The organism is Oscillibacter sp. MSJ-31 (genome assembly GCF_018918025.1).
In the GTDB taxonomy this organism is placed as follows: Bacteria; Bacillota; Clostridia; order Oscillospirales; family Oscillospiraceae; genus Hominicoprocola.
The window spans coordinates 202,194-217,833 of the sequence record NZ_JAHLPT010000002.1; the positions used below are offsets into that span (position 1 = coordinate 202,194).

Here is a 15,640-nt window from a genome sequence, read left to right on the forward strand (position 1 = left end):
GTGAAACACCGCCTTTCTGTTTTAATCTGCCGCCTTAAAGTTGTAAACAGGACGAATCCTCTGAACGATCTCAGCAGTCGGTTCTATCTGACTTACGATTTCGTCCATACTCTTATAAGCCATTGGGGATTCATCCAGCGTCTCCGGCAGCACGCAGGTCGTGTATACCCCTTCCATCTCCTTCTGAAACTCCTCCATGGAGAGAGCGTTGAATGCTGTGCGGCGGCTCATCAGTCGCCCGGCACCATGCGGAGCGGAGCAGTTCCACTCCGCGTTTCCCTTGCCAATGCAAATCAGGCTTCCATCTCGCATATTGATCGGGATCAGCAGCTTTTCGCCCATTCGGGCAGAAACAGCGCCTTTACGCAGAATCATAGCGTCCGTATCAATATAGTTGTGGATGGTGGTAAATACATCGACGGGAGTAAGTCCCAAACCGGTTAGGATCACATCTACCATTGCCTTTCGATTGAGCACTGCAAATCTCTGCGTCAGCTTCATGTCATGGATATAATCATCAAACAGCTTGCCCTCGACATAAGCTAAGTCCTTCGGGATGCTCAGTTCATGCTCTTTTTTGAGTGCCTTGATCGTCTTCTGGATCTCCTTGAATCGGCCCTCTCTTTTCAATTGCTCAATGATCATCGCTACCTGATACTGTGCACCGCCCCACAAAGCACGCCGGCCTTCGTCTTGATAGAAACCGGCAACTTCGGTACCCAGATGTCTGCTGCCGGAGTGGACAACTAAAAACAGCCGCCCGTCTTCCGAACGATCCACTTCGATGAAATGGTTACCGCCGCCAAGCGTTCCAATACTACGCATTGCACGGTTGAGGTTGACCCGGTCTGCGCAGCGCAGCTGCGCTAAGTCGATCTCATGATTCAAAGCATGAGCGGAATCTCTCACCTCGCGGCCGTAAGGAATCTCTTTGCGGATCAGCGCATCCAAACGGTCAAAATCAATATCTCGTTCAGCTAACTCCACGGTCTCCATACCGCATCCAATATCGACGCCGACCATGCCCGGAACGATCTTATCCTGAATGGTCATCGTTGTACCAATCGTGCAGCCCTTGCCTGCGTGGACATCGGGCATAATTCGAATCTTGCAGCCAGCAAATTCTTTCTGATCGCAGACGGACTGAATCTGAGTGCGAGCCACATCTTCCAACTCCAGGGTATAACAAAGTGCAGTATTATATAAGCCTTCTATCGTTACCATAGTAGTTTCCTTTCGTCTTACTTCCTATTTTACGGATAGTCCCCGTTAATTGCAACAACTCTCTTGGTTGCAAAAAAGGAGGCAATAGCCTGTTAGCTACCGCCTCCTGCAACAGTGTACTCACGCCACGATGGGTGCATATCGCTCCGAGCCCAGAACATCCATCATCACAGCGTAGGGAGACAGGATGCCGCTCTTCAGCATGGAGAAGATACGGGAATTGCAGCCGGATACCAGCGCAACGCCCTGATCATTGATCTCTACAGGCTGCTGCCGGTTGCGGCTATCAACATTCCAGAAAACCAGATCCGGCAGCTGATAACCCTGCTCGTTGAAAAGCTTCTTTGCATACTCAAAATTGCTCAGCGAGCAATCCTCTGCACAATAATCAAACTCCATATCCGAGATGATGAAGATCTTTGAGGGCATCTCTTCCTGCGGGACACGGTTCTTCACCGCAGCATTCAAAACAAGCTCGAACACCCGCTGGATATTCGTGTTGGCTACTTCATTGAACTGGTGGCAGTACCGCACCTTTTCAAAAATGTCAGTTCCCTTGATTTCCACCAAACGCGGATTCTCCGAGAAGGTGATGAAATGGTTATGAAATGCTCCCGTGTTACGCTCAGCATAATAAATGCCCAAAGAGAGCGCTACCGTGGCCGGGATAGGATCTGCTCCACCGTACATGGAACCGGAACCATCGATCACGACCAGAGCATTTTCACCGCCGGTGAAATCCTCCTGCGCATTCCATGTGACGTCGATCGCCTTCCGTTCTTCCGCTCTAAAGTCTCTTTTGAAAATTGGCGTGATGATCTCGTAAGGCGTCAGTGTGGCGGTATGGATCTGCTCAGCGCCCTCTGAAACTCGCTCCATAAAGGCAGCGTATCGTTCGCCATCATTGCGCATAAATGCCTTGCGATATTTGAACATTGCCTTGGATGGCTGCTTGGCGTAATCGAACGTGTAGTCCTTCACACGAAGCTTGTTTTCGATGATGCTGATCTTTGCTCGCAGTGCACTGAGCGTTTTACGATATTGTGCGTCGTTCATATTGAGCGCACGAGCAATGCGCTTCGCCTGTCGGATCGTATCCTCATTGGAGGCATTGACCGATGGCAGCCACTTAGCCAGCAAAGATACCGTATCCCCTGCCTCCAATGCTGCACAGTCGCTTTCCAACTGCATTTTGATGAGAGAGAGAACCTTATTCTCGCAGGAGGTTCCCATCAGGGACAGGAGATCATCATAACGGCCATACTCAGCAATATAGGAAAGGTTCTTTTCCAGCGACTGCGGCTCATTGGCCGCAAGCCACTTGATAATGGTACGGAAGACCCGGCGTTCGCCAATGCCGCCACGGATATCTCTCGCGAAAAACAGCATTTTCATAGCAAGGTCGGCATTTTCCGCATATGCGCGAAGGAATCGATTTGTGATCTCCTCGTCACTCTCCCTACGGAGCGCACCGATGGTTGCGAACAGATCCAGACATTCCGATTGAGTGGACAGATATGTAACCGCTCCATTTTCCGTATGGGTCAGATTCGCTTCATTCTTCAGATACTGCAGCATAATGATCCCTCCTAACACGATTGCAGTATAATAAGACAAGGCCCGGTTCCAAGAGGAACTGCAAATTTCAGCGTAGTAACGCCGTGGTCAAAACTTCCCTGACAAGAGTGCTTTTTGCTGTACGGGCCTTTCACAAGATGCCATCATGGTCACAAGAGAGTTACAATTACTGTCGGATACATGTTGTGTTGCTGTTGGCATCTTTCTCTGCAAAACAAGGCACCATGTGAAGTGGGAATCGAACCCACGAACGACGGCCTCAAACCGTCTGCTATAACCATCTTAGCTATTCGTTCAATTGCTGTTGGTGCCTTTTATTTTGGAAAATGCTTCGATTTTGCATTGCAGAAGCATGAGCGGTTTTAGCTACAAGGCCTGGCGTTCAAAGTCTACTGCACTGCTTTCGATGCATTTCACAAGACGCCATTTTTTTACCAAACATAAAGGGGCTTTCACCCTTTTGCAGTCCGGCGCAAGGCCGGATGCTCCTAAGTGAGCTAATGTCGATAGAGTAAGTATTGCTGTCGGCGTCTTTTTACAAAGCGCATTTCTGTTCCAACTTTGCCGGAAGGCTCATCGGAGGTAGCCTCTATGATTAAAAGTCATATGCTTCGTAGTGTTGCTGTCTGCGCTTTTCTTGACCTAAGGATATCTTCTAGATCAGGAAAAATCACGGAAAAAAAGTTGCGAACTCATATCAGACGTGCCTTTCACGGCACAGTAGTCACAGACTAAAAGGGAATCCTGCCTTGCTTCGGAAATTTGCCTTTTGTAATTTGATATATTTCCGAAATAAGTAGACATTCTTCCGAATGTTAGACATAATAGAATCAATAGATCATCTCAAGGATGCAAGCAAATGGCGGACTTTATGTTTGTAAAAATTGCGCAGCAAGGGCATCCATACAATCTACAAGTGCGGCGTAGCTTTTAGCGGCAAGGACGTTGTGGTAACCGTCGGTTGATCTCTCATACCATCAGCTCCTGAGGTTTTCGTCTTGGGAGCTGTCCGGTTTTTGGGACACGGCATCCCCTAATATGGGTATATACAATGAAGGGCAGGTGGATTGCATGGCATACAGCGAGTTGGTTAAAAGCTTTGAACGGATTCGGAACTATATGCGCGAGTTCTATGTCTACGGTTTCAAAAGCCGTGAAGAGTATGGGATGAAAAGCGCTCGTAGCTATGACAACGAACGGCGCAGAATTGAAAGCTGGCTAGGCGACTACATGTCTTTTCATCAAGAGCCATCCGGAAAGAAAGTATTTCTCTCTATGGATAGCCGGAGAATTCCCTGCAATCCGCTTTATAAGGCATTCAAAGCGAAGAGCTTCACGGATAAGGACATTACGCTCCACTTCTATGTTCTGGACATTCTTGCGGATGGCAGTGCGCTATCTTCTAAGGAGATTGTTGATCGGATCACCGATGACTACCTCTCTCGCTTTGACGAGAGCTTTTCCTTGGATGAGTCCACTGTGCGGAAGAAGCTCAAGGAATATGAAGATATCGGTTTATTGCAGTCGGAGAAAATCGGGCGTGAAGTTATCTACCGGAGGACTGACAATATTGCAATCGACTTAGAGTCCTGGGCGGATGCGCTTGCCTATTATTCAGAAGCAGATCCTCTTGGAGTCGTAGGTTCCTTCCTTTTGGATAAGCTGAAACACACAGAGGACACCTTCCGCTTCAAGCACCATTATATTCTGTACGCACTCGATAGCGATGTGCTCTGTGATCTGCTGCTGGCGATCGACGAACGCTGCGCCGTTGAACTATCCGTATGCAGCCTCCGCAGCGGCAGAGATTATCAACGAACTGTCTGCCCCTTAAAGATCTATATCAGTACACAATCCGGACGGCAGTACCTTCTGGGCTATCACTATCGTGGCAGACAGATGGGTTTCTTCCGCATAGATGCCATTAAAAAGGTCTCTCTCGGGAATGTAGAAAAACAATACGAAAAGTATCTTGGTTTTCAGCAGAAATTCGATGAGCATCTCTGGGGTGTTTCGACTGGCCCAGACTATAATCTGGATCACATTGAGATGACGATCCAATTCGACCCTGGTGAGGAATTTATTCTTCATCGACTGGATCGCGAAAAGCGCCACGGCCGCATAGAGCTCTTGGACGATCAGACCTGCCGTTTTATCGCCGATGTTTATGACGCTTCGGAGATGCTGCCGTGGATTCGAACCTTCATCGGTCGCATAGTAGACCTTCAATGCAGCAACAAATTTGTTGTTAAAACCTTCTATGAGGATCTCAGGCACATGGAAGCCATTTATGGGGGTGAGACAGATGCTGTTTAGTGAGATCTACGGCAGCTACTTCAATGTCGTTGCCGCTGTATTGTCCGAGGCTGCGGAAAATACACTGACAACTGGCAAACTGACTGCTATCGTGCAGGAAAAAGCGTTTGCAGAAAGTGTACTGTCCATTCCTGCCGCCTTGCAGTCCGGGGCATGGCCATTACTGGACAGCGACTATCATACCGTGCTGCAAGAAAAGCCGACAATGCCTTTAACCACTCTACAAAAGCGATGGCTGAAGGCACTTCTCTTAGATCCGAGGATCGCTTTATTCGATCCAGACACGAGCGGCCTTGAGGATGTGGAGCCGTTATATACCCAGGATACCTTCGTCCGGTTTGACCAGTATGCAGATGGAGACCCCTATTCCGATCCCGATTATGTTCATTGCTTTCGCATGGTATTGCGTGCAATTCATGAGAATCGAAAGATGCGAATCCGGTTCCACGGACACACCGGAGCCCGGCATTCCTTTGTCTGTAATCCGTACCGCCTAGAGTATTCCGAAAAGGACGATAAATTCCGGATTTTAGTGACAGGGATGCGACGGATGAATACAGTCAACATGGCCCGTATCCGATCCTGTGAACTGTTGGAAGAATATGATCCTGCGTCTGTGACCGTTCCGAAAGGACATCTGAAAGAACTTACCTTACTCCTCCATGACGAGCGTAATGGTTTGGAGCGCGTCCTGTTGCACTTCTCTCATTTTGAGAAGGAGACGCAGAAACTGGACGAGCAGCTTTATGAGATCAAGCTCCGATACGATAAAGATGATGAAACAGAACTGTTGATCCGTGTGCTGTCCTTCGGTCCAATTCTTGAAGTTGCAGCTCCTGCTGAATTCAAGCAGTTGATAAGGCAGCGGATTCAAAAGCAGATCATGTGCATATCCTCGCAGGATGAATGCTAACCAGTGCCTAACAACCGATGAGGAGGCCGCTATGCTGAAACTTCTTGATATTGTAACCCTGAAGGCCGATGATCCTGACATCGGAATCAAGGCGGGAACAGAGGGTACGATCGTCGATGTTCATGGCAATCATGAGGCTTACACCGTAGAATTCTTTGATGAAGAGGGTAACACGATTGAAGAGACCCTTTTTAAGGATTATCTTCCCGCCCAACTACAAAAAGTTGAAACCGCACTGCAATTGTAACTCTTTATTGAACATCTTATATTGCTAAAAGGACAAGGCCCGAGCAAAATGCCCAGGTCTTGTCCTTCTCTCATACATTTTCTGCTGCACAAAGATAGTCGTATAGCGCATCCGGGGAAGACAATGTCCTGCTGATCTCTACACCATCTTCGATCCAAGATATAGTCGGATCATCCTTCGGAGCTTCATATAGCCACCAACCAATCACATCGGACTTATCGTTCGTGGTATACTGCAGCAATTCCAGCAGTGCCTCAAGATACAGATTACCCTGATCAAATGCCGGCCGAATATCGCACAGTTTCTGCAACGCATCCTCAAAGTCCTCTATCCGGGCATCCTGTCTGCGAATCTTATCAAGCGTACTTAGGAAAAGTTCTCTTGAAATCAACATCATTCTCCCCCTCTTCATTTCTCAGCTAGAATCTCGGGACGATACTTCTGGTTGAATTGGGCATAATCAACCCACTCTTCGTTATCAAAGAGTTGATTTGAAAAGCACTGGAGTACATAGAACTCTCGTTCTTTCTTTGTCCGACCTGCAATCGGACAATCCCCAAACCAATCCAAAAGTGCCGCGTATAGCGCCGTATCGTTATTCTTCTCAATCAGTTCCTTCATGAGTGCGCACCAAAGGTTTTCTTCAATATCGCCCACTGGCGTCTCAACGCCATGCCGATATCCATATTTCTTTTCAAACCCCCGATCGCTAAGAAGAAATGCACGGCCGGTATGCGTCTGAAATCGAAGCAGCTCGTAATCAATATCTTTAGGGAGCCCCGAACGACTATCGATGGTTTTCCCGGAGTACATATGTTACGCCCCCTCACTTTCTAAACGCAGCCATCATATCTCCCAATTCAAACGCATCTTCAGGAGACACTTGCGCTCTGGAATTGCTATGGTCAGTATGCAGTAAGCCCAAAGAACCATCCGCCTGCATTTCTGCAATTACTTCCCTTACGATATTCCGGATGTGCTCTTTGCTAAACTCGCTCTCCGCCTCAGGACAACTAATGAAATGGAGAACAGCATTGACAACAAGATCTGTCATGTGGCGCTTGTTTGAGCGCAGAATTTCCAGCACCTTCCGATGCCGAAAATCATATTCGTTGAATTGCAAAACTACTCTGGGTTTGTAATTACTTGCCGGCATTTACGCTCACCTCGCTTCGGTAGAGGATCTCGTACCCAATGGCGTTGGCGTGGATATTGTCGATGAAAATGGGATACCCAACCTTTCCACTACGCTCAATCAGATTTCGCAGCAGAATTGATCCGCCACCGGCAAAGACACACTTGCTGCTCTTCACATCAATGCCGCGTTCGCGGAGGAAGTTGTAGAACTCATTTAAGAATTGATTGGCGGCTGTGCGAATCAGCATTTGAATCTCACCGGGCAGGATTGTCGGTTCACCTCGAATCACTTCATCGATATCGCTGTCCTCCAGCAATCGATCAAACTGTGAATTGCACTGACTGATAATAGAGTTATAGAGCGTGATTACTCCCTGCTCAAAACTCTCCATCACCTCAAGATCCGGCCGGCCATGCCGCAACTTCAGAACGTCAACTGTAAATCCACCGACATCGATAATGTAGGACACAGCATGGTTCTTCAAATCGCCAAAACGCGTCACCGCAGCAGCCAAAGCCTGACTATAACTGACAACCCGATTAAACCGAATGGAATAGCATCGGTCATTGAACAGAAAATCAATAACTTCTCTTTTGCGAAAGAAGTACTGTTCAAACCGGCCGTGGAGCTGACCATAATGTGCAGGCGGTAAGCCAACCAGCAATGTAATATCAATCGGATCTTCCGCCTCGCGGATCCCTTTACGCTCCAGCTCATAGGCAATCGCGAACAGAGTGAGGACAAAAAACCTCTCATCTTCCGTTTTATCTCGCATGTAAGAAATACGCCTTTCAGTTAGCGTGTAGTATTTCCCCTCCCAGTAGATAGAGTCGCTTTTGATGCCCGACTGATTGTCCGAAACAATCAGCCCGGATGTGAATAACAGGTTGGGCGTCTTAATGCTTTTGTTTCCATGGTCAACAGAGATAATCATACAAAAATCCTCCCCTTTATTTTTCTATTACCTTTTACGCACAGCGTTCTCAATGAACAACAAATTATTTAGTATGTCCTGAGTACCTGCAAATAATTCGCAGGTACTCAGGTATTCACTTATTCACCCATCAGTCGGCGCAAATGGTCAAAGGATTTCGCGAGTGAACGCATCACTACCTTGAGGTCACGTTTCTCAACTCTGGCAATATCCGTATAGGACATGTTATCCATGAACATCAAAACGCGGCGACGCTGAATAGGAGTCAGCTTGGAAATCGCCGCATACAAGCGGTGATTCTCCTCGGTACGAATCAGATCCTCAATCAAGTCATCAGCGCCGGTGCTGACTGCCAGATCGTCAAAGGTGTCAGGATCAACAGGAAAACAGTGATAACGCTCGCGCTTATACAGCCGATTTTCTTCGCGCTCCATATCCTTCCATTCATCATAAAACTTGTCATCGACAGGGATGTTCAGGTAATTTCCGTAATAGTCTTTCACCTTAATGGTTTTCATATATTTTCCTCCAAATCATTCAAATCGTGTGTGAGTTTTCAGAACGATTCGGAGGGCGGGCTTCGGGCCCGGCTGTTATGCTGCTTCATCGGTCATGCTCCAAATTCGGGCAGCAAAAAAGCCGGGCACCTGCAAAAGCAGGCACTCGGCTTATAAGCTCCCGGTATTGGCAGGAGCGGGTATAAAAAAAGCCCCTCGGACGATGTCCGAGAGGCAATACGTGCTCCAGCATAACCTATTATAGAGGGTCATCCTCTATGTTACAATTTCGCTCATCTCCATTCTATATCCCGATTATCTATCAAACGCTCTTTCACATATACTTACCCTTATCTATCAAGAGACTCTCACTTTACTCTCACTTTTACTCTCTTCCGCAGTCAATCTCTGCTCCGTGATAATCAAATCGGGGATTACTACGCACCAGAGATTGGCGGCGTAGATTTTGATAGCTGCCTTTATGTGCCGATAATATGTAGATGACGAGATTCCAAGAGATAGGAAGGCATCCTCATTCGTTTTGCAATACGCATCGAAATACCTTGTACGCAAAATATCAAAGTAAATGCCGCCATGGTGGGGATCTGCCTTTACCAACAGCAGCGCCTCTTCCATCACTTCCAGCAGTTGCATGGAGTGGCCCATCTCAGATAGACGATCCGCAATGCGTTTTCGGTCGGTATCCCGATCATAGTCGATGGCCAAATTGATAAAGTCCGACACAGACTGCCTACGGTTCTCAAAGCACTCTTCTTCCATCTCATAGATGTTATGCCCGGCACGGCGAAGAGTCGGTACGTAAAGATTCAGAAGCGCCATCGTTTTCTCAATATCTTCTTTTGTAATCGTGCTGGTGATGTCAAGTTTTTCGAGATAATTCTGAAATTTACTCATTGGTACTCCTTTCCACCCAGTTCCTTCAGTGATAGAAATTGAAAGAGCACAGGATTTTCGAATGAATCGCAGATGCGTCATGGAGAATGCGCTTCTCTCCATCAGCTTTTATTGCCAGATCAGTGCGGTACTGATAAATAGCAAGACGTTTTTTCTCTTGCACCATTACGAGGTCTCCATCTTCTACTTCCACATCTCCGCAGCAAAGCAAAATGCTGCCGTTGGAAATACCGTATTCTAAATATCGGCATCCCTTAGCGACAATACAAAAGCATTTCCTTTCATCAATTCCTTCAAAGCCGCTGATATGAACATGGTCATTATGGATGCTGAGCCAGTGAGCAACATTTATACTCATTTCGGGTAGCAATGTAATTCGCCTCCTATTAGTGATACATGATTGATGGCATTTTGTACTCAATTTCCCGATGCGTTGGAATTTTCAGTCCGGTTGTGAGCGATGCAAAGTTAATCGACTTTAGTCCAAAGCGCCGGCGGATTTCATCGACGGTGCGTTCAATCGCAATGCGACGATCATCTTTCGCATAGTCTGACCAAAGATCCAACTGTACCGGAGCATTTGCCGGCACGAGGTCAATTGCGCTGATGGTCAGAGATCGGATATTGCTATTCCATGCATATCTCCTGCAAAAGAGGTCATAACCAGCCCTAGCAATGGCGGTATAACTTTGCGTTGGAATGTCCAGCTTGCACTGATACCCCCAATGTGCAAGGGAATTATCCCTTACGGCAATTCGTACCCCTTTTGCTGAGAGATTTTTCTTACGGAGTTTCTGCCCGACTTCCTGAGCTAACTCCTGCAGTACGTGGAATACTTCTTCTTGATTCAAAAGATCTTCCGTACAGGTAATTCCATGTCCGATGCTCTTAATAGGCGGCTCATAATCACACGGCATCACCCGCGAATTGTCCAACCCATTGGCATAAAGCCAGAGCTTGTCTCCATTGACTCCAAGGATTCTGGATAAGAAATCTCGCTCACATCCTGCAATATCTCCAATCGTATTAACTCCATAGCGTCTCAGCTTCTCTGTGGTAGCTCTTCCAACATACAGGAGATCTGATGCCGGCAGTGGCCAGATCTGACTGCGAAAGGAATCTGCAGTAATTTCAGTTACCGCATCCGGTTTCCGCATATCAGATCCGAGCTTTGCAAAGATCTTATTGAAACTGACGCCAATTGAAACGGTCAACCCCGTTTCATTCTTTACAGTCTCGCGAATCTCATGGGCCACTTCGCATGGTGTTTTTGACTTCAAGATCGGCGATCCGGTAAGCTCAATCCAGCTTTCATCAATGCCGAATGCCTCAACCTCCGGTGAGTAGCGAAGATAGATGGATCTGACCAGCTTTGAAAACTTAATGTACTGATCCATATGCGGCTGGACAATTGTGAGCTGCGGGCATTTTTGCTTTGCTTCCCAGATCACATCGCCGGTTTTGACCCCACACCTTTTCGCCAATTGGTTTTTTGCAAGAACGATCCCATGCCGCTCCTCTGTACTCCCGCATACTGCTATGTATTTCCCTCGCAGCTCCGGATGCAACATACACTCAATGCTGGCATAGCAGTTGTTGAGGTCACTGTGCAGGACAACTCGATCACCCATACGCCTTCTGCCTCCTGTCATAGAATTTCAGAAAAGTTCCCATCAGTTCCTTAAAGTTCTATTGACAAGTTCCAGTTTTGGAAATATAATGATTTCAAAAGTTCCCATTCGTTCCATCAAGTTCTATTAAGTTCTAAAACTAAAATAGCAGGTCAGCACCACACTTGTCAATAGAACTTTTGAAAAGTTAGGCGCTGAGCTGCAGAAAGAGGCACACTATGAAAACGACTGCAGAGAAGATCAGAGAAGGCCGTATTCGCCTTAATCTGAAGCAGCAGGAATTGGCTGATAAAATTGGCGTCAGCCTCCGAACCATTACGAAATACGAAAAGCAAGGGGTTATGCCTCGCGGTCTCAATCTCCACAAGCTCGCTGAAGTTTTGGGCGTTTCTGAAGTCTATTTGGCCAATGACGAAATCGAAGACCCCTCCTATGGCCTTGAGGCAGCACCCTATGTTGAGAGTGCCCGAGAAACCTACGGTAAGAAAGGCGCTGATGACATTAATCGTCTTTTGGTTGAGACACAGGCTCTATTTGCAGGTGGCGAAGTTCCTGAGGAAGACAAGGATCTCTTCTTCCAGGCCATCACTGAAGCGTACATTACCAACAAGAAGCGTGCAAGTGAGTTGTTTACGCGAAAGGATTTCAAGAAGGATTGATCATTACATTGAAGAATTCCACCTGTTGTACGGTTTATGGTACTCCTTCTCTGTTATTCTTAGGCTGCACAATAGGATCAACCTGTCTTGAAAGAGGTGAGTGATTTGCTGGCGACTTTAATTAAACAAGAAGCAAATCGTTTGAAAATTAAATACCAGACAGACAATCCGTATGAAATCTGTAAGGCAATGAACATCCAAGTCATGGCACGGCCAATGGGCAAAAACCCTCTGTCTTGCAAAGGTTTCTTTATGGTGAATTCCCGCTGCAAACTTATCATGCTTAACAGTGATTTACCTGAAGAAATCCAGCGAATTATCCTCGTGCACGAGTTAGGTCACGCCTCGCTTCATAGTAGTTCTACGCTAAGTGCTTTCCATGACTTCGCTTATTTTGACAACACCGGCCGCATGGAATATGAAGCCAACATCTTTGCCGCAGAGTTTCTTCTGGAAGACGCTGAGGTTATCGCCGCCTTGGAAGAAGGAGAAGATTTCTTCCATGCCGCAAACTATCTGCAGGTACCTCCGGAGTTGCTTGACTTCAAGCTGCGGATTCTGCAGCGGCAGGGCGTGGAAATCAACGCACCTTATATTGCTCAAAGCAATTTCCTGCGGCGCAATCTCAGCAAACCCTTGAGTTGATGTACTTATGTTACCGGGAATTGCTTATAAAGCCTATGTCGCCGTTGAAGTTGAGCACACGATCGACGGCGAAATGCACCCGCGATCAATCACGTGGGAAGATGGATGCCATTATCAGATTGATCGTGTAAAAGACATTCGCCCCAGCTACGCAGCAAAAGCCGGTGGCCAGGGCGATCGATATACTATTCTTGTCAATGGCATAGAAACTTATTTGTTCTTTGAACGATCCACAAATCTTTCTGGCAATATCATCGGCCGCTGGTTTGTGGAACGACGAGTTCCAATTGAGGTATGAGTATGGAAGTTTTACTGAATCTCGGCGTTGATGATAATGGCTATGAGTTTGCAACATCCATAAACGGTGCATTAAGGCAGGCTAACGCTAAACTCACTACTCTGAATGAGACTATCGATTCCATCAAAGAACTAAAGCCATATTGTGATAAGCTGGATTATATTCTAGCCGCAAGTTCCGGAGCATTATGCGGCGTACTTGACATATTTTTGATTGGTAAACCCGGCGAATCTCCTTTCGGCGATATTACTGACAAGTGGTTTGAAGACCGGACGAAGGATTTTGCCAGATTTTGCCATCCTAACGCCAAATCTTTCGACAGTTTAGAATCAGCACTGCGCTTTTTGGAAAGTCGTTTTGATGTTCCTTATGACCAGACAGGTCTCGGAGATGCCGGCAGCCTCATTTTTGATCTAACCGCAAAGAATCACCACTTCAAATCACTTGCTCATAATCCAAGCCTATTGGGTCTCTTCTTTTCCATTCTGGACCAGTTCGACAATACTTCTCATTTTGTAACAGACGGGGAGCTAATTAGACTGGAGAAAGCAGACGAAGCGTGGAAGCTGCATGGGAATAATCCTCCCGCCAAGCTGTTCTGTGGCTTTGTTAACTGGTTTGGCCATCTCATGTCGGATGTTTCCGGCTCTCAATCAAGCGCCAAAGGCGGGAAACGCGGGATGGGAATTCCTTCCCCACTATGGACTTGGACTAACGACATGATCGCCATGAAAGCATCGTTAAAACTCACTGTGACGGATGCGGATATGGCGATGAATGAACTGGCTCTGAATATCTTTAAGCAAGGATACGATTCGCGATTCCAGACCGCACAGGCTATCCCTGTCTTCATAAATGAATTGCTTGTTCGCTTCATCTATGCAACCAGGCGTCTGTTCAAATACTACCTTGAAACGCCTAAACCGGAACGTTCCTTCGCTCTTATGTGGAAGACTTGCGAACCCTTTTCAAACCCCTCAGTCAAACGAATGCTGACCGTAGCACATGGGACATTCTGTTTAGTTGACGTAGGAGCCGCAACAGGTCAAGCCTTCATTGAAGGAGCAGGAGCCTTCAATGCTGTTGAATTCTTCTTATGTCTCAATATCGTAGGAGTTGGCCGATTAGCTATTTCCTTGTATGGTGAGGCGGCACGATTCATATCGTATGGCCGTGCAAAAAGCGCAGCCGATTTTGCCGCAAAGGAAAAAGTGATCGTCACCAATTACTTAGAGGGTCTCAAAATTCTCTCTTATAAATACAATGACGCAACCCTCTTAACATTTATTGATGCCTTTGAAAACAGCGACGCGTATGCTAAGGCTTTTGAAAAATCTGTATCGTTAGCGGAGCTGCGTGATGTTCCCGAAAGTAAGATATTGAAGTCTAAGGCAGATATCGACAATTACTTCAGGAGACGATAATCATGGTAAAGAAATTATCAAAGCTTGAGTTGGCGCAGGAGCACGCAGAAGCAGCGGTCAAGAAGGTCAATGAAAAAATCGACGAGCTGGGTCTCTGCACCAATTCCTTATACATTGCTCTAAATGACATGCAAGCTACGCTTGATCGAATTCGCAATGTGCCTGAAGAAGAACAGCTCAAATATGAAAATCTAAAAGCGATTAGAATAAGCTGGAAGCAACAGGCGGAGAACATCGAACTGGAATACAAAAAGGCGGAAATGAAATCTGCAGGGCAAGGTGCTGCTGGTGTAGGTGCCGGCGTTGCCGTTGCCGCCCTTGGCCCTACCGCAGCCATGGGTATTGCAACTACGTTTGGTGTTGCCTCTACCGGAACAGCCATCTCTGCATTGAGCGGCGCTGCAGCCACAAATGCAGCATTGGCTTGGTTAGGCGGTGGCGCTCTCGCTGCCGGCGGTGGCGGTATGGCTGCCGGTAATGCGTTCTTAGCACTTGCCGGTCCCGTTGGCTGGGCAATTGCCGGTCTATCCATTGTTGCAAGTGGGTTAATGCTTTTCAAAACCAAAAGCGACAAGGAATTACTGGATAATATATTCACCCTGATCAGCAACCGGGACACCAAATCTTACGAGCTCGCCATTGTTGAACTAAGTGAGCGCAGCGAACGAGTTAGGATGGAGGCATCAATAATATCTTCTGCTACCAGAAAGATCCTCACATTTGGCACCAATTACGAGGAAATGACAGAAGCTCAACAATATTCGCTCGGTGCGGTTGTTAACCTCATGGAGGCTTCCACTGCACTTCTTGTTAATCCAATTCTGGGCCTTCAGCCAAAGTTTACGGAAGAAGATTTTGATAACGTCTGCGACGCAGAAGATGCCCTGATTCGCGGGTATTACAAACGGCAAAAGAGCATGGTCATTTCTCTCGCAAATCTCCTCTACTGCATCCCCCTCGATGAAAAGGAAACCAAGCTCCTTGCCAAGTCCCTTCGACATAACAAGAAGTTCCTAGAATCCGTTGGTATGACAAAAAAGGAATTTGATGTTGGTGACATCAGCATGGTAAAACGGGCCCTCAGGCATCGATACAAACTCAGAGCATACTAATTGAATGCAACACCAATGCGGAGAGTAGGATATATTTCTTCTACTCTCCGCGTTAATTCTTGTACCGTTAGAAAAAAGCATTGAAGTCAATTGATCATATCATGCACCC

The 15,640-nt window shown here is 46.9% G+C and carries 18 protein-coding genes; 8 read left to right on the plus strand and 10 right to left on the minus strand.

What is annotated here, in order from left to right:
• Window positions 1–21: 21 nt before the first annotated feature.
• Entirely contained in the window at window positions 22–1,224 is a 1,203-nt protein-coding gene (locus tag KQI17_RS02855) for an RtcB family protein (protein ID WP_216494715.1), read from the minus strand.
• A gap of 120 nt (window positions 1,225–1,344) precedes the next feature.
• Window positions 1,345–2,802 carry a DUF2828 family protein gene (locus KQI17_RS02860; protein WP_216494716.1) on the minus strand — a complete coding sequence of 486 codons (1,458 nt, stop codon included), beginning with the start codon at window positions 2,800–2,802 and terminating at the stop codon, window positions 1,345–1,347.
• Between the two features lie 1,071 nt (window positions 2,803–3,873).
• Here KQI17_RS02860 and KQI17_RS02865 point away from each other — a divergent pair.
• From KQI17_RS02865 to KQI17_RS02875, 3 genes are read left to right on the plus strand one after another with little or no spacing between them, the layout of a single operon-like run.
• Window positions 3,874–5,118 carry a WYL domain-containing protein gene (locus KQI17_RS02865; RefSeq protein WP_216494717.1) on the plus strand — a complete coding sequence of 415 codons (1,245 nt, stop codon included), beginning with the start codon at window positions 3,874–3,876 and terminating at the stop codon, window positions 5,116–5,118.
• On the plus strand, window positions 5,108–6,031 hold the full coding sequence (locus KQI17_RS02870; RefSeq protein WP_216494718.1) for a WYL domain-containing protein: 924 nt from the start codon (window positions 5,108–5,110) through the stop codon (window positions 6,029–6,031). Before KQI17_RS02865 ends, KQI17_RS02870 begins: the two co-directional genes overlap by 11 nt.
• Window positions 6,032–6,062: 31 nt before the next feature.
• The gene (locus KQI17_RS02875) at window positions 6,063–6,278 is read left to right on the plus strand and encodes a DUF4926 domain-containing protein (RefSeq protein ID WP_216494719.1); all 216 of its coding nucleotides are present in this window, start codon (window positions 6,063–6,065) and stop codon (window positions 6,276–6,278) included.
• Between the two features lie 70 nt (window positions 6,279–6,348).
• On the opposite strand, the gene KQI17_RS02880 is transcribed toward KQI17_RS02875, so the two are convergent.
• From KQI17_RS02880 to KQI17_RS02915, 8 genes are all read right to left on the minus strand, one after another.
• Window positions 6,349–6,675 carry a hypothetical protein gene (locus KQI17_RS02880; RefSeq protein WP_216494720.1) on the minus strand — a complete coding sequence of 109 codons (327 nt, stop codon included), beginning with the start codon at window positions 6,673–6,675 and terminating at the stop codon, window positions 6,349–6,351.
• 11 nt (window positions 6,676–6,686) lie between these two features.
• The gene (locus KQI17_RS02885) at window positions 6,687–7,091 is read right to left on the minus strand and encodes a hypothetical protein (RefSeq protein ID WP_216494721.1); all 405 of its coding nucleotides are present in this window, start codon (window positions 7,089–7,091) and stop codon (window positions 6,687–6,689) included.
• A gap of 13 nt (window positions 7,092–7,104) precedes the next feature.
• Window positions 7,105–7,332, minus strand: a complete 228-nt coding sequence (locus tag KQI17_RS02890) for a hypothetical protein (RefSeq protein WP_216494722.1) — start codon at window positions 7,330–7,332, stop codon at window positions 7,105–7,107.
• An 88-nt stretch (window positions 7,333–7,420) separates the two neighbouring features.
• Entirely contained in the window at window positions 7,421–8,350 is a 930-nt protein-coding gene (locus KQI17_RS02895) for a ParM/StbA family protein (RefSeq protein WP_216494723.1), read from the minus strand.
• Window positions 8,351–8,469: 119 nt separating this feature from the next.
• Entirely contained in the window at window positions 8,470–8,868 is a 399-nt protein-coding gene (locus KQI17_RS02900) for a sigma factor-like helix-turn-helix DNA-binding protein (RefSeq protein ID WP_216494724.1), read from the minus strand.
• A gap of 336 nt (window positions 8,869–9,204) precedes the next feature.
• A complete protein-coding gene (locus KQI17_RS02905; protein WP_216494725.1) occupies window positions 9,205–9,762 on the minus strand; it encodes a hypothetical protein in 558 nt (185 codons plus the stop codon).
• A 25-nt stretch (window positions 9,763–9,787) separates the two neighbouring features.
• Window positions 9,788–10,132 carry a hypothetical protein gene (locus tag KQI17_RS02910; RefSeq protein ID WP_216494726.1) on the minus strand — a complete coding sequence of 115 codons (345 nt, stop codon included), beginning with the start codon at window positions 10,130–10,132 and terminating at the stop codon, window positions 9,788–9,790.
• 16 nt (window positions 10,133–10,148) lie between these two features.
• Window positions 10,149–11,393, minus strand: a complete 1,245-nt coding sequence (locus tag KQI17_RS02915) for a DNA polymerase IV (protein WP_216494727.1) — start codon at window positions 11,391–11,393, stop codon at window positions 10,149–10,151.
• A 218-nt stretch (window positions 11,394–11,611) separates the two neighbouring features.
• Between KQI17_RS02915 and KQI17_RS02920 the strand changes: the two genes are divergently transcribed.
• From KQI17_RS02920 to KQI17_RS02940, 5 genes are all read left to right on the plus strand, one after another.
• Window positions 11,612–12,052 carry a helix-turn-helix domain-containing protein gene (locus tag KQI17_RS02920; RefSeq protein WP_216494728.1) on the plus strand — a complete coding sequence of 147 codons (441 nt, stop codon included), beginning with the start codon at window positions 11,612–11,614 and terminating at the stop codon, window positions 12,050–12,052.
• 96 nt (window positions 12,053–12,148) lie between these two features.
• Window positions 12,149–12,697 (plus strand): ImmA/IrrE family metallo-endopeptidase, encoded by a 549-nt coding sequence (locus KQI17_RS02925; RefSeq protein WP_371821942.1) that lies wholly within the window; start codon window positions 12,149–12,151, stop codon window positions 12,695–12,697.
• Between the two features lie 7 nt (window positions 12,698–12,704).
• Window positions 12,705–12,995: a hypothetical protein gene (locus KQI17_RS02930; RefSeq protein WP_216494729.1), complete on the plus strand. Its 291-nt coding sequence runs from the start codon at window positions 12,705–12,707 to the stop codon at window positions 12,993–12,995.
• A gap of 2 nt (window positions 12,996–12,997) precedes the next feature.
• The gene (locus KQI17_RS02935; protein ID WP_253285655.1) at window positions 12,998–14,419 is read left to right on the plus strand and encodes a hypothetical protein; all 1,422 of its coding nucleotides are present in this window, start codon (window positions 12,998–13,000) and stop codon (window positions 14,417–14,419) included.
• A 2-nt stretch (window positions 14,420–14,421) separates the two neighbouring features.
• Window positions 14,422–15,531 carry a hypothetical protein gene (locus KQI17_RS02940; RefSeq protein WP_216494731.1) on the plus strand — a complete coding sequence of 370 codons (1,110 nt, stop codon included), beginning with the start codon at window positions 14,422–14,424 and terminating at the stop codon, window positions 15,529–15,531.
• The last annotated feature ends 109 nt before the right edge of the window (window positions 15,532–15,640 follow it).